This is a genomic window from Microbulbifer mixtoriginis (SeqCode) (assembly GCF_052467705.1).
In genome coordinates, this window is the sequence record NZ_CP174322.1 from 3,457,292 (window position 1) to 3,480,021 (window position 22,730).

The following is a 22,730-nucleotide window of genomic DNA, read 5'->3' on the forward strand; positions in this document are numbered from 1 at the left end:
TAATGGAAATAGTTGAGATCCAACGTGGCAACCCGGCTTATCCAGCCAGCCTGGAAGAAGCTCCCAATCCGCCAGCAACACTGTACGCTCGTGGCAATGTCAGTTTGCTCAATCGGCCTGGCGTTGCGATAGTTGGCTCTCGAGATGCCTCACCTAACGGCCTAGAGATTGCGCGAAGAATCGCGAGCTATGTTGTCTCCAAAGGTAATGTTGTCATAAGTGGACTTGCTCTGGGGATTGATGCCGCAGCCCATGAGGGCGCCCTGGCAGCCGGGGGTGACACCATCGCTGTGCTTGCCCATGGCCTGCACACTGCAAACCCTCGGGCAAACTATAAGCTAGCGATGAGAATACTCGATGCTGGCGGCCTCTGGGTATCCGAACACCCTGAAGGTGTATCTCCGCAAAGGCACTTCTTTGTAGCAAGAAACAGGATTCAAGTAGGCCTGTCTCAATCCTCTGTCATCGTGGAGTCTGCGGCATCAAGCGGAACTATGAAGCATGTAGACTTCTGCCTGCAGGCCCGCCACCGCCTCTTTGCTGTTGCCCCTCATAACCCGGAGAACTCTTTAGGCCTGAACTGTCAGGGCCCGATGAAACTCATCAATGAGGGTAAGGCAACTGCTTTAAGAACTAAGGCTGACTACGATCTCCTAGAGCTGTAACCGCCCTACTCTCTCAAGAGTGCCAGCATCTGGGCTGACTCCTTCTACGAGAACTTCAGCCCATACTTCTCCACTATCGCCATAAACCGCTCGTATAGAAGGCCTAGACTGGTTTATAAGGCGGCATAGGTTGGGGAATGAGTCGCTATGAACCTCAAAAGCTGCCACAGGTGCAGCTCTTCCTCAAAGAGTTGGGCAAAACTATTAGGGAGTCCGCACTATGTTAGTACGATTTTATGAAGACAGAATTGATGAACTTCCCGATGATGTTGCAAAATTTTATCTGTCTCGAATGGGCGTAGAGTTTATTGCTGAAATGACAGCGCAAGAGATCAACGCGCTCATAAGCGGCTCAATGACAGGGAACACATTGGAGGAAGCCATAGAAGAAGCCAGGCGTGAGATGGTCGAGCTAAGCGAGGAAGAAGACCGTTTGACGGATGAGGCTCTAAAGCGTTACGCAAAAGAAATAACGATTGAGAATATTGGCATGGTTAAGTTCAACGACATGTTTTGAGCAGCCCCCATTGACACTAAAAGTCAGCGGTTCAACCCCGCGTATGTGGGGCACACCCAATCACATCAACCCATACTTCTCAGCAATGATCTGAAACTGCTGGACATAAATGGTGCGGGCGGGTTGGTAAGGTGGCAACCACTCATCGGGGCCCTTATCACCCTTGCTCTGATTGTGACCATCATCCACCAGCCAGAGATTAGCCGGGTCTTCGGCGAAGGCACGGCGTTGTTCCCGTGTCCAGCTGGCACCTCCATGCTTATGGGCCCATGAAAGCGGAACAATATGTTCAACATCCAGGTCCGAAGCCTTTTGGAAAAACTGACCGGTATAGGGGTCCATCCATAAGCCAGACACGACGGTACAAGCCTTCTCGTTGCTAAAAGTCACCGGAGCCAGGGAGAGGCGAATCAGCAGCTCTTGGCGAGTGTTCTGGCAATCACCATCAGTATCAGACCAGCGGGGGAGCCACTGTTGGCGGTCGTAGGCCTCGAGCTCGATTTCGTAGCAGCCGCTTAGTGCGGCGGCCATAACAAGTAAAGTAAGTAAACGTAAGTAGATTTTAGACGTCAAAATTTTGCTAAACCTTAGTTATTATTCAGATTAAGCATTTGCTGTCTCTATCTTTTCAGCGAGGAGATCTGCAGCTTTATCAATACCAACCTCCCTCAGATCTACATACCCAATAGTTGATTTAAGCCCAACAACTTTAACATCATCAACTTTCAAGGGAAGTAGATAATCTTGTGTTCTTTTTTCAGCAGCATCTTTGCCAACCGACAATTCGAAGTCTGTCCAATCTCTTTCCGGATATTTTTCCGACAAGAATATAACCATAAACAAAGCTTCATTAGCATATACTTCGGCAAGCTTAATTCTAACGTCAGCCCCCCATAATTGAGCCTGCTGATCAAAATCATAGAATACATTCAGCCCTTTTTGCTTCAAAGCCGATATAAATCCCTCAACGGTACTCCGAATATCACCAGAAAAAGAAACCGCTACATCATAAGGATACCCAGAATTTCGCAAATGGATTCTATCTTTTATCTCAGAAATATCTAACAAATCCAAATAGAAACGAAAGGACGGATCTTCAATCGATATATGCTTCTCACCTGATTTATAAAAAAGAATATCACTCAAACCCTTTTCATCAATAACATCACTTAGGTTTTTCAAGCAATTATAAAAAGATGTCGATTTTTTTTGTCGATCTTTCTTGTCATCAATAGAAGAGACAATTGAACTATAGAGTGCTTCAGTAGGGATTTCTGTTCCATTGTAACTAGCAATACCTGAAACTATATCAAAGTAGGTATGGTGCACTGACTTTGCTTGCTGCTTACCTTTAGCCAATCCCACAAGTTTACTTCTATATTTACCATGAAACATACGGAGCACTGATTCTCTAATCCTTGAAAGTTCATTATCTATCACTTTTACTTGAGATTGTTCGTACTCAATTTGATCTTCTATGCAACAAACTTTTGCAATGATATGTACGATCGAAGGAACACCGTTCGATGCCTCCATAATTTGTTTTCGGAGAGCATCTGAAAAACGGATTTTCAGAGCAGTCTCTCCCAAGCTTAGAAGCTGATTACAGAATTCTTCAGATTGAGTCTTTATATTGAAGGGATCATTTCTAATTCCCAGCTCTGGGTCAATGCCATACAGCTCTTCAGCTGACGCAGCAATCCCTATAATTACGAACCTCACCCCCTTTTCATGCCAGAGCTTTAAATTTTTGCCAATTTCAAGTCGGGCACCAGATCTCAGGAAATGATAATCGTCAATTACTATAAACTTCACTAAAGAAAGTAGATCTGTGACCTCATTAAAATTCGCAACACACTTAAGTTCCTCTGCGAACACCTGCAAGCCTGATTCAACATCTGAATGCTGCCGTGCATTAATCCAGAGAATATCAGTATCATCTATAGATAAGTCTGACAACATCTTTCGCACTAAAGTTGTTTTACCTGTCCCCGATGGGCCTGCTACTGTGATGTGCTTACCGATAGATTTAAAAGAAGATCTTAAATAAGGGTACTCTTTAGGCTTAACAAAAGTATGGTGTGGATACCCCGCCTCATTAAACACATCTTCAAGCTCTAACCTGCTCATTTTAAATACTGTCCCTGCTTTTTAACTTATTAACAAAGCGAATACTAAGGCAAAGAATTGTCTCTCTATCTCGGTATTTTCGCTACATTATACTACTTACGGAACTCCTTAAAAATTCGGTAATCTTACGGTTTACTCATGTATGGACAAGAAAAGTTTCCATTGTCCATGGACACCAATGTGAATTAGCTCGCCTGACCGTCCCCAAGCACCCCATTCTAGGCCCCCAACATCTACCTGACCAATCAAGCCGGCCCATTATCATTATCCGCATAAACCAGCACGGAACCGTTAAGTGCCTTTGGCTGAGGTTTACTGCCAATGATTTGACAGTTTCGGCCAGCATCGAACCAAGGGGGAAGTTATTTAACAGCTAGAACACCCTGATTACGAGGCTCATCATCCTCACTTAACAGTAGCGCCGGTGATACTCCTGAGGGCGCCGGGGCGCCACCCAGTAATGCACCAAGTAAAGTAGCGGTATCGCTGGACACGGTGAAATCACCTTCAGCCAAGCCGCTCTTTTTCAGGTCGCGCCAGCGGCGGCTTTTGCTCACACTCTCGGCACCCTCACGCATAAACGGCAGCCATTGAGTAATGATGCCCACTCGATCCACTAGTGCACTCATCGGCCCGGCTAAGTGGTACGCGGAGCCCGAAAAGTTCTTCTTGCGCACATCCTCCTGTAACTTCCGCAACTCGCCCGCAAATTTCTTCCAGCGGCCCACCTCAGACTCATCGAACAAGGCCCGCAGATTGCTCTCATTATTCTTGAGCTGGTCAGAGAGTCGATTGATATAGCTGCCCCTGGATAGCTGCAGGCTGCCATCATCGGCCACCTTAAAAGCGGGGCCGAAAATATTCATAAAAGCGGACTGTCGCAGGGCTCCGAATTCCGGGGAGTCCTCACCGAATAGCCGCTTGAAGTCTTCAACGATAGCCGCTCCCTGCTTCTTACCGGTGCCGCCGATAATCTTGTTGACCACCTCCTCAGGAGTGCTACGGCCATTCACGACATCATTGATAATGCGAGTACGTGCCGTGGGCTTGCCATCCTTGTGGGTGCCTTTGACTATCTGCATATATTCACGATTAAGGCGGCGAGCTTCTTTGAGGGCGTCCAGCTGCTCGGGCGAGCCGAAAAATTTCCCACTCTCCACTGCCTCATCCAGCCAGCTGTCATATTGCCGACGCACTTGCCCAAGTAGTGCCTGGTCGGCAGAGCCCGGGGCCGCGGCCCGCTCAGCAGCAGATATTCGACGGCGCAGACTTTCAAAATTGTCCAGGCTTTCCATCTTGTTGGTCGCAACTGTAAGGGCGCCCGGCAGGTCGGAAGACTTTTCACCGCGCAGTGCTGCCTGAAGCTCCTCATACAACCCGTAGGCGTTGGGTGTCTCTGTCTTGCTGGCAAGCTTGATATCGCCATCAAACCCGCGATAGGCTGCTCCCAATCCCTCTTGCATAACGGAGCCCTCGGCCATCATCGGGCCGCGATGCTTCGCGATATCTTCCACCCTGGTGTATGCGTCTGTCTTAGCCTGCCTGGCATTCTCCACCTTGGAGAGGATACCGTCATAGAGCAGCCCTGCATTGATGGCGAGCGAACTAGCCCCCTCAGTCGGCCCCAAGCTATCCATCTGACTCTGCACTACCTTGCCCAGCTGGCGCTCGCGGAAATCCGTAAAGCGGTTAACCGCCTGCTCAGCGTCGCTACCATAGACACCGGCAGCGGCCTCGTTCTGTTTGCGCCATAGGTCAAAGTTGCCGGTCTCAATTCCCTGCTGTTCTGCGCGAGTCTTTGGTAGCCAATCCTCTGGCATATCGACATTTTCAAGGACTCCCACCAAAGCATCACCGGAGAAGTCGCCGTCAGCGTTTAACTCATTCGCCACCTTTACGGCCAAGTCATCCGATACTTGGGCGGGGTCCACTCCGAGCCGAGCCAGTTCCGTTTTAACATTCTCTGGGGTGGCTTTTTTGACCCGAGCGGCACCCTTACCGAGGCCGACGCCCGCCAACTCCAATGCTGCCGTCGGCACAGTGGCGGCACCGGCAGCCAGCGCTGGGCTTCCGGTAGCGTTATAGGTCGCATCACCCAAGCCCTTTTCAACATACTCCATGGCCTCACCAATAGGCTCGATGTAGCCGGCTATCGTATTTAATTTATCCTGCCCCTCCTTGGTGCGGGGCTGATAGGTGAGAAAGTCACGGGTCGCCTCCACAGCGTCGGCACCGGCTCCCGGCTTAGCCCAGGGGTTTAACGATTGGGCAATGCCCGCAAGACCGGAAACGGGCTCTGCCAGAATGGATGACCCCACCGCGCCCAATACTTCAAATTCTCCAACGGAATTGTCCACAAATCGCTCAAAAGACCCTGGCTGGTTAATGCCCGCAGGGTCCGGCAGTGTGTAGCCAATCTTGCCGGCGAACTCGCCGAACTCCATATCGCTGTAATACGACTGGTGCAGGCTGCGCGCCAGAGCCTCGTCGCTCATGTCTGAATATTCTGGGTATTGCTTGCGTATTTCTGCGAGAGTTAAAGCCATTTATCGAATCCCCAATGGGTCTTTATTTATGTTGGCGGCGTCAGCTGCCGCCTCGGGGCCGTCACGCTCGATGTCTTCAAAACTGATTCCGAGCTTCGCACGAACAATTCGATCGATCATTTCAATCTTTGCTTTTCGCGCTTCAGGATGGTCTTTTCGAGTCGGAACCATGTTAAGCAGCAGCTCTTGGTCTTTATCGGTGAAAGCGCCCTCACCAGCCTCACGGAACAGAGACTTCAGAATCGGGGCCATTGCAGAAACAGCACCCTCAGCCGCCTGCGCCTCTGGAGTTAGTGCCGGTAAGGAGCCGGTGAGTGGGTTTGTAGCCGTATGCTCCATCCTGTTAGAGAGACCATGCATAGCGGCCTGATATGCCTTGAAGGTTTTAGCATTAAGCGCTGCAGTTTTTTCAGCATCAGAATTCGTTTTTAAATCAATCTTGCCCTTCTCGTTTTTCATACGCTGCTCAAGAATTTTATTAAGCTGCTCATTAGTTAAAAGTTCGACCGGTGTGTTACCTCCGGTGGTTGTCAAAAGCTGGTCACCGATTCTGTGCACTTTAGGGTCAAACCGGACACCCAGGTCACGCACCTCTGTTGAGCCGTCCGGGTTTTTAACAGCGATTCCATAATTACCGTTAGCGAGTGTTAGCGGGGAGCCCACAGTGTCCGCTGAGCCTGCGCCTTGCCGCTCCATCATTGCCCGCTTCAGGTTCATTTCCTCAATCCCAGAATTGAGCCTGTCTCTATGATTTTGCAGAGCGGATAATTGGTTGTTGTAGCCCTGGTAAACTTGCGAGGGGTCACCACCATTTAGACCTACGCCGGCAGCGGTTAACATGCGTCCAATCCGGGCCCATTTATTGCCCTTCAGCTTTTCAACTTCACTCTGGTTTTCAATTAGCTGCTGTTCGTATCGGTCGATGGTGCGGGCAAAAGGGTTTGAGGAATCGAAGGTGGGGGATTGTTGGGGTTCTATGAAATTCTGGTCGAGCGCCCCGATAGGCTCGCCCATGCTGAGTATTGGCATTTCTCTATCCTATTGAGTTTCAGTTGTGGGGCTTACCCCATGCCCTGCATGATTCCGCCGATACCGGCCAGGATTCCCCCGGCTCCATTACTGCCTCCCGCCTGGGTAGATTCATTGAGAACAATTGGAGAGCCAATCGAGCCCTGATAAAGCTGCAGTTTCTGCCAGGGCGCCATGGCTACCTGCTGCATATAGTTTTGCATCGCGTTTCCGCTCTGCCCCATCATGCTCACACCACCCGCGCCCATGTTGTAGGCGTTGCCGAATCCGGTATTGAAGAGATTGCCAGCGGTACCGAAGTTATTGCTGGCCAGGGATGTGTTGAGATTATTCGTTGCAAGCTGAGCCCCCTGGTTTGCGCTGGATTGGCCGGCCGCAACCTGCACGGCTTGGTTATAGGCATTGGAGCGGATACCTGCGGCCACATCTGAGGCCCTGTCGTCTGCGCCGCGCATAGCAATACCTTCGGCAACCCCTCGGCGCGTCGAGCCAGTATTACCCGTAGAAACCGCCCCAGAGGCGATGCCCGGCAATTGGTTTTCGTTGAGGTCGCGGTATATGTCGCGGGTGCTGGCGGTAATTTGCGAATTTAAAACATCGTTGTTAACCAGGGAATTTACGGTGTTCATATCAACACCGTTTTGAATTGGGGCCTGGTAGCCGCCCCCGCTCATTACCTGGGTCAAATAATCCTGCATCACATTGGCTGTATTGCCGAAGCCATTGGCCGCACCAGATACTTGGTTGGCATAGCCATTGGCGGTGTTGCCAAACCCCATTGCAGCCTGGATGTATTGCTGCATTTCCGGGCTGAGGTCGGCGACCGGAGATTGCCCGGAGTTGTAGAGCCTTTGCCCTTCTCCCCAAATATCATTCAGGTAGCCTTTCTGGTCCTCATCCAAGTAACTCTGGCTTTTGGACTCGCCACCACCACCCATAAGACCGTCTAAAAATCCCATGTTTCACCTATTAGAAGAGGCTGAGAATGCCTTTGATTAATGGGTCTTCTTTCAATCCATCTTCAAACGCTTTGCCAGCGTTGGAGAAATCCAGAGAACCGAGGTTTGCCATTGATTCAACCATGCTGCCAGAGCCTGGCACTGCATCATTGAGGTCGTCTTTCCAGCGGTAAGTGGCGTCCTGCTCGAATACCTTGCCGCCGAGTAGGTCCAGGGCGTAGCCCTTGTCATCCTCATCGCGATATCCCCCTTTGCGGGCTTCGTTTTCATTTACCCCGATGAGTACAGCCAACGCCGCCCAGGGACCGAGAGAAGCTATCCAGCTGGAACCACCTGCCGCACCACTGCTCGCGGTACCGCTTGCCGTGCTACCTGCACCAGGGGCACCGCCGCCAGCAAATTTGTTGTACCAGCTCATGGCCTGCATTGGGTTAATGCTGGATTGCTGTTGGGTTTGAGGTTGCTGAATTAGGGAGAGGGCCGGGCTGTACCGGGTATCCCAGTCGGGCATGTAGGGGTTGTATCCATAATTGAATTTCATGGGAGCAGCCTACTTTTAATTTATATGATTCATTTACAGAAGAAGTCACCAGCGTAATAATAAGAAATTAGGATCAATAAATAACAACTTGAAGGCGAACATTAAAACTCCCATGTCTAGTGAAACACTTACTCTGGAAGAGAAAAATTTGGCACAGCCAATAGAGCAGGGTCATGGATTCCTGAGAAGGACCTTTCTTGGGTCAACACCAAGAAAGATTTTCTGGCTCTACATTCTAATGATTTTTGTATATTCGCTAATTTATTGGCTAACCAATTCAATCGAAGGAAAAGATAATGTTGGGTTTTTAGAAAGTGTCTACTTTAGCGTGGTCACAGTTACAACATTAGGTTATGGAGATTTTAACCCATCTGGAACCCTTGGCCGCGTATTGGCCGCTTCTGAAGCGCTACTTGGAATAGTACTCATTGGTGCGTTCTTAAATTATATCGCTGAACAAAGAGCATCAAAACTGGAAAGAGATAGGCACTTAATATTAATCGACCAGCTTCTAAGAAGCTATGGAGTCTTCAGGGACGCAATTACATTTCAATGCATCAACAGAATTGAAAAAAATAAGCCTGACAACCAAAAAGAAATAAACATAACTCTAGAAAACGCACACCAATACTCAGAAATGAAGGTTTTCAGGGAATATTTATTTAAGGATACAGATAAAAAGCCGGGAAACATACACCTTCTCCTAGACCGCTTTAAGGAAGAAGAAGATTTTAGGGACATATTCTTATCTGAGCTTTATATTTTAAGCAAGAGAATTGAATTTACACTTTCTAACATACATGCTAAAGATAATAATTCACTCAACCTCCTAATCACCTTTATTGAGGCTTCAAGCAGGGCAAAATTTACTTCCGTCCACCGTGTGGATACCCTACCAGACTATCTTACACTCATAACTCAAGACATAATGGCTGGTGTTCCAAACAGTGGGCCTTGGCGGGACTACGATTTATACTTGGAAAACATAAGAAAGCTATAAATCTAACACCTCCTATCAACCCGAAGGAATCGCCATAGCCGCAATAGAGCTATACACGGCTAGGCGATTCGATGGAAAAAGCCCCTCTACCCCTCTGGCAAGTCCCACTTAACAGAATTGGTCGCACCAATAACTTCTATGCCTTTTTCACCCATATAGTTTTTAAGGTCTAAATCAAGTGGGAATCTTTTCACATTTTTAGGGGGGGGACTACTCAGGCATTTTCCTATTACTTCTATCTCATAATAATCCGGATTCAATGGGTATTGTCTTGGATTAAGTGAAGGCTCTATATCAGGGTCATTTTTCCCCCATACAGTTAGCACGTATTCCCCTGTAATACCTTTAACCACCTTAATTTTAGTAAAGTCTATTAGTTTGTAATTCTCAGATTTAATTCCTTTGGGGTAAATATCCCTATCATTTGCAAAGGAAGGATTTGTACCACCTTTTGAATGGACCATAAGCACCTCCTAAATATAAATAATCCGATCTCAATCTTTGAGCCAAGTCATAGCTAGGTGCTGTTGGCCCCAAATATATGTCACGATTTCAGGCTAGACCAATTTGGCAGCGGCCTCCTCTCAAGAAGTAAATTTGCGCCAATGTTCTAATGGTGTGGCTATAATTAATCCCCACCTGCTTAAGGCGATACTCAGGCAGTCTCCGAGAAGCTACTTATTCCCCAATCACCACACGCGGATTTAGTGCACGCTGGATACACTCCATACGTCAAGCTCTTTCATTGACTTCCTTGTTCTCAACACCCTTGGGCAACAGGTTTGATTCTCTCTGACCTCACAGCGCATGCACCTGCACCCAGGCACTTCCTTCCCAGATATACAAACCCTTCCCCTGTCCGGGGTCCCAGTCTGTGCCATCGGCAGTCACCAACAGTCCCAGCGGCGGGCGTCGTGGCGGCTCACGGTAGAGAGGCGCTAGCGCCTCCAAATCGGTAAAAGCGCGCTGTATCTTGCCCAGCTCCGCCTGTAAATACCGCCACAGCTCCTCAAGGTTTCTCGGCTGCGCCGGTCCCGGTGTGTAACTCATCGGCCATCCACCGGAATCAGGTCCAGGTCCCAGCCGGTCAGCCGCCAGAATCCGGCGTCTACGGATTGGATTTTGATGGCGAGATAGCGAGCCTTGAGCCGTACATCCACCTTGAGCCCTTCGGCCACATCGAACTCCCGAGGCTGGCGCCAGTGCACGTCACCCATGGCCGTTGAGGCCCCGCCTACGGTGATGCGAACTTTGCCTGTACCATGGATTTGCGGAACAATTTGCCGAATCAATTTCCACTGCTTTGTAGGCGCTTTCAGCAGCTGGTCCAGGTCGATGCCGGTGCGCTCCAGGTAAACCGATTGAGTTGTGCTCGCTGTGCTGAGGAAGTCGGCTTCCTGTAGGGTGTGGGCCGTTCCGTCGCTACTGAAGTAATACATCACCGGATAGAAAGCGGTATCAGCAAATTCACCCCAACTCTGGGTAAGGTCCGCCCAGCTCTGCGTCAGCTCCTCCCAGGTCACAATTTCACCCTGTTTGGGTGCAAAGACTGCACAAGCAACGCTCGGCACATCTACAAACGTGAAGGTATTATCCAGCCAGTTGTAAACCATGGCCCGGTTAGTATTACCCGCGCCTGTAGTGTAATAGGTCCATACTTCTTTGGTTTTATGGTTGGCTACGCAACGCACCTTGGTGCGGTCACCCACCTCATTGTAAAAAGTTTTATTCGCTCTCCGATGCGCTACCGGTCGAGTACTGGAACCGTCATGTACAAAAATTTCAGTAGAACCAATTACAAAGTGAAACTTGTCGAACGCGGCCACAGCATCCCGACAAAGAATGCCTTGGTCGAGCAGTTTGTCGAAGGCAAATACATATTGCCCACCGACAAACTGCATCAAGTAGGTGGCATCCTGAGAATAGATAATATTGGCCCCGCCCAAGGGCAAGCAGTCAACCAATTCACTTGCCCCGGAGTCCACCGGATTAGCCCCAGCAAGGCCAGACAGGTCAGCCACATCCCAGGTCCAGGGGACTTGGCCTGGCTCCGCCTCAGTGGACCAGCGCACAGTGTTCGGATAGCTGACCCCGCCTTCGGTAATACCCAGGGCCACCATGAAATTTTTGTAACCGCGGAGCAATTTGGCTCGTAGGAGGTTAGCTGGCCAGTTAGGTAGCGCTTTAAATTCCGTATCCGCCGGCTCAAGAATCTGCGGCACATCTACACCATTATTGAATATCACGCTTTCGCCCCACACCAGCGATTGCCAGTTTTCTGACGGAGAATATCCGTTAGAAAAATCTGCGCTGTTGGTGCGGTTAACAAAGATTTCATTCTCGCGAATGTACAGCTCTGTTTGCGAGGCATAGGCCAGTTGCGGTACACCATCGGAAATCCAGCCGGCACCCAATACGGGAGCTTCTGCCAGAGCTTCTAGTATTTTCGGCGATGGCATAGTCTGTGCCGCGCCGTTGGCAAATCGGACGTTTTTGCCGGCCGAAAATTCATTGACGGGCAACTCGAATGGAGGGGTATCGACATTAATACCGCGCTCCCCCAGTTGCCGGATAGGATAGAAAGCCATTAGGTATCCTCATCGCCGCTCAACTCAGCCAGCAAGTCAGCAATATCATCACTGGTGATTTCAGAGGTTTTTATTATCCAAGCAAGTGCATAATATGGTGGGCGCACGTCAACAGAATGCGTATGGGAGCCGCTACTCCCAATACCGTGGCTATGTGCCTGACCGCCCCCCTGCGATTTAATGGATGCTGGCCGCCCGTCTTTATCACTGGGGTCATAGTCCGGCCCGATAGAGGAGCTTTCATTCTTGTTTGTTGACCAATACTGGTCACTGTCATGATTGTGGGGTGGCATCTGCGCAATAGTCAGCGCGTGGCCCGCAGTGGAACCTCCATGATTGTGGTCGCCGCTACTGTTTGTGGTTTTAGTGCTAGCACCACCGGTGTTGCCAACTGCATAACCAGCGCCGGAGCCGACGATAAAACGCCCGCGAAGGTCCGGTGTATTATTGGTGCCGTCACACAATTGCCAGCCTGATGGCACTGGTGCATAGGCAGTAGACCAGGGCTTGATCGATCCCTTTTGCTCAGTGTGAGGAAGCAGAAAATTGATAGTTGCTTCAACACCATTCAGCAGGTTTTGCGGTAACCCTTGCAGTTCTGCATCAGTTAGCTCCACTGGTCCAGAGAAGTTCGGGAACGTCTGCTTAATAGCCCGCTTAATTACCCGTAGATGGTCGTCACCCTGACCCGCACCCTCGCCGTCTAGTGGATTATTAGGGTCTAATTCGGAGATATAATTGGCATTCTCTAGCGGCATAATTATGACCCCAATTCAGCGGCAACATCATAAAGCCAAAAATCACCAGACCAATCTCCCGAATCCAGAATTCCACCGTAGATGAAAATCTTTCCACCGACTTCGGCAGATTGGTGCACTCTCCTCACAAGAGGCATATCTCCAAGTTGAGTCCAATTATTTTCAACAGGATCGAATTCAAACACGGAATTAATTGTTACATCTTCGCTTGACCCACCAATCGAATATATCTTTCCGTTGTAGGTATTTAGGGCATGACTGTAAACGCCGATTGGTGAATCGGACATCTGTAACCATGAATCAGCTACGACGTCATATCTCCACAAGGTAGAAATATAACCGCTTGAGTATCCCCCATGGAGATAGATATCAGTACCGACAACAGTGGATGATCTAATACCGACAGATGGTCCCCCGCTACTTTTCTGCGTCCAAGACCCGGCAGTAATATCGTATTCCCACACATCGTTATTTTCAGTGGCACCATCCCAACCGCCAAAAAGATATATTTTTGAGTTAACGCATTCGAGACAGGAGGAGTGACGAGGGTTTACCCCTGGCGCAGTGAGCGAAACCCATGAATCCCCATCAATGTCATACACCCAAAAGTCGCCAAGTCTCATCCCCCAGCCGTCTATACCACCATATATATAGATTTTTGAGCTGTTAGGGTCTACCGTCATTGAAAAGCTTCGACGATTGGTAGCTCCGCTCATCAATTGAGTCCAACTGTCATCACTGGGGTCGAACTTCCAGATATCATTGTATGTGCCGTTATTGTTTCTGCCGCCAAATAAAAAGAAATTGTTACCTACAGAGACAGCGCCACCTTGAATGCGCCCCCCGGGAGTACCCGCCGCCTCGCTTTCATGTATCAGGCTCCAAATAGCCACGTATTCAGTAAGGTCGCCGCTAAGGTGCCATGTATTGGCATCCTTGCGAAGGAAGTCCACCGAGGCATATTGCCCCATACTTAGTGTGTAATTGTTGGGAGAATGTATGGCAGATTCACCGTCATCGACAAAATGCAGCTCCCCTATCCCAGCCTGCACTGCCCGCCCTGAAATATTGGCCCCCATGCTTAATGCTGTCTCGCCAGGAACGGTAATAGTGACTGGAACGCTAGCCGTGAACCAAAGCGTGTATCCGTTATCTCCCTCTGTGATTGTGTAAGTCGTATCACTAATTTCTCGAAATGCATTTCCGGTAGCCGCCTGCTGCGCTATCTGTGCCCATTGTTCGGACCCCTGAGCGGACGCTTGGGCGGAATTGCTGTAAGCCTGAGACTTTAGCGACCAGTGATAGGAGGAGTAATCTGAAGTACCGGTTACATAAATGTCCTCTGGAGCGTTGGCATACTCGGCCGACAAGCTCTTGAATTGTTGGGCTTGATAGGCGGAAGCAGCAGACTCGCCAGCACTCTGGGCTGACAAGGTGGCATTCCACTGTGAGGAATAACTCTCGCCCTGCACCGGACCATCCATTTTGATGGCCCAGTCTTTCGCCAAGTTGGCATAACTCTGCGCGTCCTGGGCCTCGACCATTTGCGGGTCATTATCATTCGGATGATAGAAGCCGGTTCCCATTAGTAGGCCCCTCCACTAATGCTTGCCGACCCCGCCATCTCCGCGCGTTCGGCCATGTCATTCAACTCCGTCAACCCTTCTTCAAATTTCGCCTTCCACATCGCAATCCGGCTGTCATTCATCAGATAGGGCTCGGCTTCCGCCAAAGCGCCGAATAGATAAAGATCCGTCGCCACCGGCAGCACTGTGTTCTGCGGATATTCGTCGGTGAGCTCCATGTCAGTCCAATAATTCAGCACCCAGCGGTAATCCTCAGCGGGCGCTGGCCACACCTTGAGGCGGTTGGCATAGCGGAAGAAGAATCTGGGTTGTCCTGTCTGGGGCGGCCTGCCGTAATAGTCAGTATCCGTGATGCGGGTCAGGGTGACACCATTAACAATCAGGCGCTTGCACTCCAGGAAGTGAGTTGGAAGCAGCCACTCGGCACCCTCATCAGCGCGACGGTCTTCGAGTACGGTGCGCTCATTCGCTGGAGTGCGGAACCTGCGAAAAATCTTCCTCTCTGCCAAAGCGACAAATTCCGGGATGCGCAAGGCTAAGTCCTCACGCTCCAACCACCCTGCAATTGCAGATTTCAGCTCGCTGTAATTGGTGATAGCCATATTAATTACCGTGGTGATAACGCTGAGACTGTTTGATACAAAGGGCTGGATATTCGGTTGCCAGAATACGCTTAAACTTTCTGTATTCCGTATCGGTCATTTTTCCTACACGGATGGGGTCCATTTCAGGTCCATATTTTTTGATAATTTCAAATTGAATGGTTGTATCGAGAGTTGCAACAGGCCTAATTTCTGGGTTCTGCCTCAACCATGCCAGCGCCAACTCTCTGCGGTCTGCTGCATTCTTTTTCAGGGTATTGTCATTGCTCGCACGAACCTGAATCACCCTGTCATCTTGAATTACAAAATCTTCGAGCATAAAAAAAGAGAGCCCGTGGGCTCCCTCTCCTATCCAGTTTATTTTGCTTTATTGATAATTCACTCCACTCACCATGAATGAGCCTTTGTTGTTAAGGCACTTCAGGGTCAGCTCTGTTGAATACATCATTTTCTTTGCGTGGCCGGTCTTTGGCAGTGATTCCAGCTTGGTTTTTTGCAGCGTGTCTACCTGCCACAAATCACTATCAATGCCCAGAATTGTTTCAGGGTCTTGGTTGCGGGCCAGCGCGATAGCAACAGGCCCGAAAGGCGTCTCATAGGTATCTACAAAATTCACCACCGTGCTGCCTTTTACATCACGGGTACGCCCTTCCGCCCTTGCAATATCAGACCAAATGCGAGATTGAGTGGGAGTAAGGTAAACAGTATCGACCTGAGAGCCCGCTTCATACGTCAGCTGGAGACCATCAAGGATATAGGTCTCCATATTAGCCTTATCCAATGCAGACCCGGATGCATCAATGCGGTTGGCCGCATTGATTTGATAGCCCGCAGACTTCATACGCCGTGCAGTGCCGACGTTGCCACCGCTTGGTGTCGCGTCCCAATTCCCGGTAAAAGCGTACTCAATATCCCGCTTCAACTCTTTGGCCTTCACTTTGCCCTGGTCACGGATTTCAGACTTGCGGCCATGACTTTTTACTGCTTCCTGTGAGGTCGATATCTCGAAAACCTTTTCCAAGATTTGCGTGTGGTTATTGAGCATTTCTGTCGCGGTGTAGTGCGGATCCCCAGCATCTGCGCCTTCCTTCTGCGCATTCTCTCCTGGCGGGGCCAGTTCACGCTGCTGCCACTGCACAAGAATGCCGTCAGCCTTACCCTTGCGGGCTAGGTTATGCATAGGTGTATCCACCGTTGATACAGAGTGGATTATGGAATCAATATCTTCGGCATTGCCGACAACTTCATAGGTAGTAGTCACGGTTTAAATTCCTTAGTAGGCGCCCGCATCTTGCAGAACTTTATCAATCAAAAAATCTTCAGCTTTGGCATCACCTTTTAGTGCCCGCTTGCGTAAAGCAGACATTTCCGCCTTACTCTTCACTTTCGGGTCAGTGCGCTTCGGTGCCGCCTTCTGCTTAATGGTGCGTTTTACTGTCTGGGGTTTAGGTTTGGATTTGACTTGGGTCTGCTCGGCCTTCATCTGGTTGAGTAATGCGGAAATCACCCAGGGGCGGGTTTCGTTGGCTATTTCTTCCTGGGGCACACCTTTCTCAACTGCGTACTTCAGCACCGAGTGATACAGCTCATTGCTCCAGTCTGTGTGCATTTCCTGCAGGGTTTCGACAGCCTCCTTGGCCTTGCGCTGATGGTCTGCCTTGCGCTGCTCCTCGGCCTGCTCCTGCAGCTTTTTGCGAGCGCCTTCAACCTGCTGAAAGCCCTGTAGAGCAACCTTGTATTGCCCTTGTAGCTCCTGATACTTGGCTGGGTCATTAGCTTGTAGCTCTTGCCAGTTAACGCTGTCGAACTGAGCTAGCGGGCCTTTCAGTTGGTTTTCCAGGAACTGCAAACCCTGGTCGAGTTGCTGGTATTTCTGGTCAGCCTGCTTTTGGGTGTCCGCGAGTTTTTGTTGCCTTTTGGAGTGGGTAGCTTGATAGTTTTTCTCGGCATCCCTCCAGGCCTTCACCTGGGTAAGAGATACTTTCTCGCCATCCACCTCAAGAGAGGGTTCATCGGTTGATTCACTTTCTTCGCTGGTGTCTTCGCCCTCCTCCCCTGTTTCAGTTTCTGTTTCGTCTTGCTCCCTTTCGCTGCCCTGCTCCAAGGATTCACCATCGGCTTCACCGGTAGTTTCACTCTCACCTTCGGTCGTAGTCTCTGTGGAATCGTCAGCAGAAGTTTCAGATTCAGCTGTTTCAGTTGAGTCACCGGACTCGCCCAGTACTTCGGAAAGAGCAGCATCGATTGCAGAATTTTCTAACATGGCCGGTTATTCCTCTGTTGGTTGGTAGTAGCTGTTTAATTTTTCAGTGACGCGGTGCAGAGCGCGGGATTGGCGGTGCAGCTCCTCGCGTTGTTGCGGGTTTTCACAGTGGAGCCACTCGCTTTGGATATCGGCCACCACGTCCTTAACCGCCTGCTTAAAGGCCGGACTATCCCAAAGCTGTTTGGCAAGTACCGAGCGCGCACGGGCTGGCAGGCAGGTATTGGCAACCCGCTTAAGTAGTTTTTTCATAGGATTAAATGTTTACGTTGCGGTCCTGCCGGCGCTCAAGAGCGAGTTCCAGCTCATCGATAGTTTGGTCATGGGCTTCAGCGTCTTCAGCCAAGGACTGCTTACGGTCGCCAAGGGAGGCATCTGTCATTTGCTTCTGGCGCTTGAGGTCTAATTCTCCCATCGCCTTAACCTGCCGCGTCTGTGCATCCTGAGCCTTGATACCAAGCTCCTGCTGATTGAACTGCTGCAATACCGCCTGGAGCTGCTGGTTTTGCATGGTCATCTGCTGCAGTTGCTGCTGGGCCTGCATTAACTGCTTCTGCAGTTGTGCCGGGGTGCTATTTGGATCAGTCAGGAATTCCGGTGAAGGCTGGCCGGACAGTTTGAATATCTCGCGCAGTACCGAGTATTTATTCTGCGGTGAGTAGATGGACTGCAGTGAGGGGTCCATCTGAGCACCCTGAGTCAACGAGTTATGCAGCACCATCAACGTGCGCGCGCGCATCTCGGCATCATCTGGGGTAAGGGCCGTGGTTACCTCCATATCAACGCCCTCGCCCATTTCCTGCGGGTTGAGCTGCTGCCACTCGCCATCAACCTCCGCTAGCAGTCCTTCTTGGTCGTGCTCGAGGGCTAAGGTGTAAATCTCTTGGAATATCGGGATTAAAAACAGCTCGGCGTAACGCCTGGCCATGCCCATCATTCGCCGCATTGCTGCGCTGGTCATGCGGTTAATCATGTCGTCTGCGTTTTGGTTGCTGATAACGTCTTGATTAAGCCCCGAAGTTAAACGAGACACGCCGGCCCGGTGCTCCTTATCCTGATTCAGCATCTCCAGGGCAGGCATAGTCAGCGGTGTTAGCTGTGGGGCCGGGGTTGCCATCACATGGTCTGTTATCGGTCCCGCTGCAGTCTTGCTGAGCCAATGAGTTGCACCAACAGGGTTATCAATCCAATCAGCAGGATTAACAAACGCACCCTGCCGGGCAACACGGGATTGATTGTTGGATATCAGCAGGTTGTCTACTACCTGCCGCTTGATGGTCGACTTCAGCTTTTGAATATCACCAATGATGTCGTGGGTAGATAAGCCATCGTATCGGTGCGCAACCCTCAGCGCTGCCCAGCTGAAGTACGGCATCCGCTGCACTTCTTCAGTCTCAAGGATGGTATTGCCAACCTTAAAGACTTGGTGCAGTTGTGCAATGCCATCGCCTTCGTCATCCCACCAGATAAACAGCTCGTAAAGCTCCAGGGTTTCTTGCGAGGGCTCGCCAAGCAGGTCATCACCGGTCGTTACACCTTCACGGGCCTGCTCTTCCATTTCATCCCGGGAATCACCGTCAGCAGTCAGGTCAGCCACTGATTTGGGGTCAAAGCCCATCTCGATTAATTCAGAGCGTGTTACCTCGCTTTTCTCCCCCCAGAAGCGGGCCTTGCCCGGTTCAGTAGCGTTCGGGTCTCTAACCATACGCTCAGGAGCAATAACCTCTACGGCAACACGAGAGGCATCAACAGGCACTCTCAGCTCAGCATCAATCAGGCCGTTGGCTTCATCCTGCACAGCCTCGATAATCTCAGCCTCAGAGCTTTCAAGCTGCTCGTAAGCTTCAACTGTGATGCCCTGCACCTGCTCAGTTTTATATTCGGTCTCTTCATTCCAGTAGACCTTGGCCGTACAGTTCTTTGCTAGCAACGCATCCTGGATAGAGTCGTGAAGGATTGAATAGCCAGAATTGTTTTTATTGAATACCCGGTTGCAGTAGCTGGTGCGCAGCTTCGCCTGCAACACGTCATTCTGGTCTTGCGGGGTGAACTTCACAGTCTCTCGGTTGGAGCCGAACACCTCTAATAAAATCTCTTTGGCATCCTCCACAGCGTCAAATACATCACGGCTTACATAATCGGAACGCCCTTCACGCTCATTGCCGAATGGCTCGCCGTAGTAATACTTGTAGGCCTGGGCACGGTCATCGGAATTAGTGGAATCGTCATCGCCTTCTGATAGCTGAATGCACTGCTCAGCCAGCTTCAGAATTTCGCCTTTAGTTTTTGCCATCAGTAACGGATTCCAGGGTTAGAGCGTGAGTAATCGAAGTCATCATCATCGACGGTCACCTCAGCCATGCACATCATTAGCGCGTCGGCCATATTGGGCGAGTCAATTTGGAATTTGGATTTCATTTCCTGCTTGCTGTAAAGCTGGATTTTGCCTCCGGCCACATACTTGCGCGGCAAGCGGCAAACCTCAGAGCGAAGTTGTGCAAGCTCTTTAATTTCAGAGTTGATGCTTATCAGTTCATCAGGGTTGATGTATTTGCCCTTCTCAACTGCCAGGAAGGTTTTGAACATTCTGTCTCGCAGCATCCAATAGAATTGAGCACGGCGATTAGCGAATGTTTCTCTGTTGGTTTTAGGCTCTTTGATTTCGCCATCTTCTGGCTGATAAATAGCATCGGGGTCTACCGGTGCGGCAGCGCCATTAAAGCCCTCTATCTCTATCTTCTTGCCTTCCAGTGCGTCAGTGACCTGCTTCTTAAGACCTGCACCAACGCCCACTACATCCCAGAGGAATGCGTCAGGCTTGTGGTCATTGGTAAAGCTCAGCGCCCAATCGGTTGCGCTATCCAGGTCACCGGCCTCAGTGTTTTGCGCATCAAGCAGAATAGAGCCGTGCATATAGGCCACTGCTTTAGCATCGCCTGAGTCTGCTGGGTCGTATGCAATCCGCTCCTGGCCAACAGCGCCGAAGCCAAGCTTCTTATGGGCATCGACACAAGCATCAAACCAGTCCGGCTCAATAATTGCGTTTTCCACTGAATCCTCATAAGCGCCCAACCAAATATGCTCATACTTGGCCCGGGGCAGTTTCTCTTTGTCTCTGAGTCTGTCCTTCTCCAGGACGTTGGGGAAAAAGGGGTTGTCGTCGAAGTTAATATCAATGATGAGAATGTCATCATCTTCGTAGCGCTTATCCCTGGCTAAGTGCTTCTCGTAGGGGGCCAAGTAATGCTTGCTGAATGGGTCGTTACTGCTGCCCCTGTTGAGGGTAAACAGCAGCTGTGAGCCTTCTTCCCTCACCGTTGGGCCGAGTATGTCGATACTGGCCTGAGACATGGTGCGGGCCTCTTCTACCCAAACGCCATTCAGGTTGAACGTTGACTTCAGGCTCTCAAGGTTGCGAGCCAGGCCGCGATAGAAAGCACCACCAGCGTCAGGGCCATATACCCGGGTTGCGTCGTATCTGAGTCCAGGCAAATCTAACTCATCGACTTGCGCCTTCATCAGCGCATGAACGGAGTCATCAATACTGTTCTGGAACTCGCGAGCGCATAGCCACCGCTGCCCTTGAGCAACCCGCTTGGCTATTAGCTTTGCCGCAGTAAATGACTTTGCCGAGCCACGGCCACCAACTAAAACGATTGTCCGCTTATCAGTGGTGAATATTTCCCGAAGCCTTGGAGGTACGGTCTGGAGGAATTCGCGCTCTTGCCTGACCAGTTTGATTGCTGCCGCTAATTGCAGCTTGTTCATATGGTGTCAGGGTCAATGCCGGCTTCTTTGAGGAGACTGCTGGCTTCAGCCAGAGTCATAGAGTGCTCTATGGGGCCGCCATTGGGGCCTGATACCTCATGGGTGTTTGCATCCTTTAAACCCAGCTCACGGGCAATGATATTGGGGTTCAACAAGTCAGCTGCTGCACCTGCAAACTTCTGTGAATAGATAACCTCTTCCACTCGCGAAACGATTGTGGAAAAACCTTCGTCGGTCTTCCAAGCAGTCCAGGTTGAGCGGTCTATATCCAGAAATAAGCAAAGCCCAGATATGGTCATAGCTCGCATCTTGGGTATGACGCCTTCACTAATTGCGCCTTGGTATGAAAACAGTTTTGATTCGAATAGAGGGTTTTCCTCTACCCATTCAAAGTACTCACAACAGGCTTCCCACAAGCATTCAGAACTAGCAAACAGCTTGTCACGGCCATGCTTTGTTCGAGCCTTCCAAAACTGGTTTCCTTCAGGTGCCGGCATCACTATTTCCTTGCTGCTCTCTCATCAACTTATGCCGCTGGTGTGAGTAGTACCAATTCACTGCCAGGCCCAATGCAGCTATCACTACACCTACAAGGCCAAGCCAGTTATCAGCGAGCCAACCGGCAAAAGTGCCAGCACCTACAGCAGTCATATAACTGGCCTTATCGGGTATCTCCCGCATTGCATCGTGTAGGGTCATGATTGCTTCCAAGCCTTAGCTGCTTTCTCAGCGCTGCGCCCCACGACATAACCACCGAGGCCGATTTTTACTATTTCCAGGAGGGCAAGAATCTGTTCCTCGCTCAGGTTTGGACTTGTCCACCCTACCCAGTGCGCCATAATCAGTCCGACGAATGTGAGCATCGTTATTGGCCGCCAATTTCTTTGTAGACATGACTCCCCCTTAGCTTCTGCTGTGATTATCTGAGAGGCTGATTTCAGCTCCTCCAGGTCCATTGAAATCAGTTGCGAATCCACCTGCGCTTTGAGGCGATTGGCTTCAGTCTTATCTGGGAATGCTTTGTCTATGACCTTGCCGAGTAGATTGGATATGGCTGCAATCATTAGTAACTCCACACTGTGGGGCGGGTGCGCTCGCCGGGTATTGATTCAAGGTCATCCAGGTGAAGGAATCGCCCTTTAAACGGCCCCTTCTGTTTTACCCCTATACCGGTGAAGCCTTCTTCTTGGGCTAATTGGATTAACCGGTAGGCCCTGCCTGATGCCACCTGAACATCAACGGCCTGCCCGGTGGCGTGGGTCATAGTGGCATTCAGCCGAGCGTTGTGCGCTGGGCAACGGTAACCGGAATTAATGACCATTGGCTTGCCATAGCGTTCTCTGACTCTAACCAGGCGCTTTAGCGTTTCATCTTTAAAATGATTTTTGCCACAACAACGACAGATCAACTCCGACTCCGTGAAGTAGTCGTTTTGGAACATAAGAATCTCAGATTTCAGGCATAAAAAAACCGGCTGGGGGGCCGGTTTAAGAAAGGATGAACGGTCGCTGCATGAAAACCAGAGCAGCTATGGGCATACTAATCCCAGACCTCCGATACTGTCAATATGAACAGCTTGTATATATATACAGTCTTGTTAACTTGTGCGCCAACTCAGTGATCTGGCACAAAAAAGCCCGCATTAAGCGGGCTTCGGGGCGCTTCGCTAGGGGTCTGCATACTTATCCCAGCATGGGGTTTTTATACAGTTCTGACACAGAGAAAGTCAAGGGTTTCAACTTTCCAATTAGGTAAACCTAAGACTGATTACCAACATC

Annotated in this window: 25 protein-coding genes; 3 read left to right on the forward strand and 22 right to left on the reverse strand. The window is 50.2% G+C overall.

Going from position 1 to position 22,730, the window contains the following annotated elements:
- Positions 1 to 2: 2 nt before the first annotated feature.
- Together ACJJIB_RS15010 and ACJJIB_RS15015 are read left to right on the forward strand one after the other, a co-directional pair.
- A complete protein-coding gene (locus ACJJIB_RS15010) occupies positions 3 to 665 on the forward strand; it encodes a DNA-processing protein DprA (RefSeq protein WP_444886693.1) in 663 nt (220 codons plus the stop codon).
- 220 nt (positions 666 to 885) lie between these two features.
- A complete protein-coding gene (locus ACJJIB_RS15015; protein WP_226646540.1) occupies positions 886 to 1,182 on the forward strand; it encodes a hypothetical protein in 297 nt (98 codons plus the stop codon).
- A 60-nt stretch (positions 1,183 to 1,242) separates the two neighbouring features.
- Here the strand turns inward: ACJJIB_RS15015 and ACJJIB_RS15020 are convergent, their stop codons facing one another.
- The 6 genes from ACJJIB_RS15020 to ACJJIB_RS15045 form a co-directional block, all read right to left on the reverse strand.
- Positions 1,243 to 1,755 carry a GmrSD restriction endonuclease domain-containing protein gene (locus ACJJIB_RS15020; protein ID WP_444886694.1) on the reverse strand — a complete coding sequence of 171 codons (513 nt, stop codon included), beginning with the start codon at positions 1,753 to 1,755 and terminating at the stop codon, positions 1,243 to 1,245.
- Between the two features lie 30 nt (positions 1,756 to 1,785).
- The gene (locus ACJJIB_RS15025) at positions 1,786 to 3,312 is read right to left on the reverse strand and encodes a TIR domain-containing protein (protein ID WP_444886695.1); all 1,527 of its coding nucleotides are present in this window, start codon (positions 3,310 to 3,312) and stop codon (positions 1,786 to 1,788) included.
- Between the two features lie 362 nt (positions 3,313 to 3,674).
- Entirely contained in the window at positions 3,675 to 5,858 is a 2,184-nt protein-coding gene (locus tag ACJJIB_RS15030; RefSeq protein WP_444886696.1) for a hypothetical protein, read from the reverse strand.
- Positions 5,859 to 6,887: a hypothetical protein gene (locus tag ACJJIB_RS15035; RefSeq protein ID WP_444886697.1), complete on the reverse strand. Its 1,029-nt coding sequence runs from the start codon at positions 6,885 to 6,887 to the stop codon at positions 5,859 to 5,861.
- A 32-nt stretch (positions 6,888 to 6,919) separates the two neighbouring features.
- Positions 6,920 to 7,846 (reverse strand): hypothetical protein, encoded by a 927-nt coding sequence (locus tag ACJJIB_RS15040; RefSeq protein ID WP_444886698.1) that lies wholly within the window; start codon positions 7,844 to 7,846, stop codon positions 6,920 to 6,922.
- Between the two features lie 10 nt (positions 7,847 to 7,856).
- Positions 7,857 to 8,387 (reverse strand): hypothetical protein, encoded by a 531-nt coding sequence (locus ACJJIB_RS15045; protein WP_444886699.1) that lies wholly within the window; start codon positions 8,385 to 8,387, stop codon positions 7,857 to 7,859.
- Between the two features lie 148 nt (positions 8,388 to 8,535).
- On the opposite strand from ACJJIB_RS15045, the gene ACJJIB_RS15050 reads away from it, so the two are divergent.
- Positions 8,536 to 9,387: a potassium channel family protein gene (locus ACJJIB_RS15050; protein WP_444886700.1), complete on the forward strand. Its 852-nt coding sequence runs from the start codon at positions 8,536 to 8,538 to the stop codon at positions 9,385 to 9,387.
- An 86-nt stretch (positions 9,388 to 9,473) separates the two neighbouring features.
- On the opposite strand, the gene ACJJIB_RS15055 is transcribed toward ACJJIB_RS15050, so the two are convergent.
- The 16 genes from ACJJIB_RS15055 to ACJJIB_RS15130 form a co-directional block, all read right to left on the reverse strand.
- Positions 9,474 to 9,851 (reverse strand): hypothetical protein, encoded by a 378-nt coding sequence (locus ACJJIB_RS15055; RefSeq protein WP_444886701.1) that lies wholly within the window; start codon positions 9,849 to 9,851, stop codon positions 9,474 to 9,476.
- A 334-nt stretch (positions 9,852 to 10,185) separates the two neighbouring features.
- Entirely contained in the window at positions 10,186 to 10,437 is a 252-nt protein-coding gene (locus ACJJIB_RS15060) for a hypothetical protein (protein ID WP_444886702.1), read from the reverse strand.
- Positions 10,434 to 11,975: a hypothetical protein gene (locus ACJJIB_RS15065; protein ID WP_444886703.1), complete on the reverse strand. Its 1,542-nt coding sequence runs from the start codon at positions 11,973 to 11,975 to the stop codon at positions 10,434 to 10,436. The genes ACJJIB_RS15060 and ACJJIB_RS15065 overlap by 4 nt, the downstream gene beginning before the upstream one ends.
- Complete coding sequence (locus ACJJIB_RS15070; RefSeq protein ID WP_444886704.1) at positions 11,975 to 12,733, reverse strand: hypothetical protein; 759 nt, start codon at positions 12,731 to 12,733, stop codon at positions 11,975 to 11,977. The genes ACJJIB_RS15065 and ACJJIB_RS15070 overlap by 1 nt, the downstream gene beginning before the upstream one ends.
- A 2-nt stretch (positions 12,734 to 12,735) precedes the next feature.
- Entirely contained in the window at positions 12,736 to 14,319 is a 1,584-nt protein-coding gene (locus ACJJIB_RS15075; protein WP_444886705.1) for a Kelch repeat-containing protein, read from the reverse strand.
- The gene (locus ACJJIB_RS15080; protein ID WP_444886706.1) at positions 14,319 to 14,921 is read right to left on the reverse strand and encodes a phage adaptor protein; all 603 of its coding nucleotides are present in this window, start codon (positions 14,919 to 14,921) and stop codon (positions 14,319 to 14,321) included. Before ACJJIB_RS15080 ends, ACJJIB_RS15075 begins: the two co-directional genes overlap by 1 nt.
- A gap of 1 nt (position 14,922) precedes the next feature.
- Positions 14,923 to 15,240 (reverse strand): hypothetical protein, encoded by a 318-nt coding sequence (locus ACJJIB_RS15085; RefSeq protein WP_444886707.1) that lies wholly within the window; start codon positions 15,238 to 15,240, stop codon positions 14,923 to 14,925.
- A 48-nt stretch (positions 15,241 to 15,288) separates the two neighbouring features.
- Entirely contained in the window at positions 15,289 to 16,182 is an 894-nt protein-coding gene (locus ACJJIB_RS15090; RefSeq protein WP_444886708.1) for an SU10 major capsid protein, read from the reverse strand.
- A 12-nt stretch (positions 16,183 to 16,194) separates the two neighbouring features.
- A complete protein-coding gene (locus ACJJIB_RS15095) occupies positions 16,195 to 17,184 on the reverse strand; it encodes a hypothetical protein (protein ID WP_444886709.1) in 990 nt (329 codons plus the stop codon).
- 6 nt (positions 17,185 to 17,190) lie between these two features.
- Positions 17,191 to 17,436, reverse strand: coding sequence for a hypothetical protein (locus ACJJIB_RS15100; RefSeq protein WP_444886710.1), 246 nt, complete (start codon positions 17,434 to 17,436; stop codon positions 17,191 to 17,193).
- A gap of 4 nt (positions 17,437 to 17,440) precedes the next feature.
- A complete protein-coding gene (locus ACJJIB_RS15105; protein WP_444886711.1) occupies positions 17,441 to 19,477 on the reverse strand; it encodes a portal protein in 2,037 nt (678 codons plus the stop codon).
- Complete coding sequence (locus ACJJIB_RS15110; RefSeq protein WP_444886712.1) at positions 19,477 to 20,952, reverse strand: phage terminase large subunit; 1,476 nt, start codon at positions 20,950 to 20,952, stop codon at positions 19,477 to 19,479. Before ACJJIB_RS15110 ends, ACJJIB_RS15105 begins: the two co-directional genes overlap by 1 nt.
- Positions 20,949 to 21,449: a DNA-packaging protein gene (locus ACJJIB_RS15115; RefSeq protein ID WP_444886713.1), complete on the reverse strand. Its 501-nt coding sequence runs from the start codon at positions 21,447 to 21,449 to the stop codon at positions 20,949 to 20,951. The genes ACJJIB_RS15110 and ACJJIB_RS15115 overlap by 4 nt, the downstream gene beginning before the upstream one ends.
- Positions 21,436 to 21,651, reverse strand: a complete 216-nt coding sequence (locus ACJJIB_RS15120) for a phage holin family protein (RefSeq protein WP_444886714.1) — start codon at positions 21,649 to 21,651, stop codon at positions 21,436 to 21,438. The genes ACJJIB_RS15115 and ACJJIB_RS15120 overlap by 14 nt, the downstream gene beginning before the upstream one ends.
- Entirely contained in the window at positions 21,648 to 22,016 is a 369-nt protein-coding gene (locus tag ACJJIB_RS15125) for a 3TM-type holin (RefSeq protein WP_444886715.1), read from the reverse strand. The genes ACJJIB_RS15120 and ACJJIB_RS15125 overlap by 4 nt, the downstream gene beginning before the upstream one ends.
- Positions 22,016 to 22,393, reverse strand: a complete 378-nt coding sequence (locus tag ACJJIB_RS15130; RefSeq protein WP_444886716.1) for a D-Ala-D-Ala carboxypeptidase family metallohydrolase — start codon at positions 22,391 to 22,393, stop codon at positions 22,016 to 22,018. Before ACJJIB_RS15130 ends, ACJJIB_RS15125 begins: the two co-directional genes overlap by 1 nt.
- Positions 22,394 to 22,730: the final 337 nt, after the last annotated feature.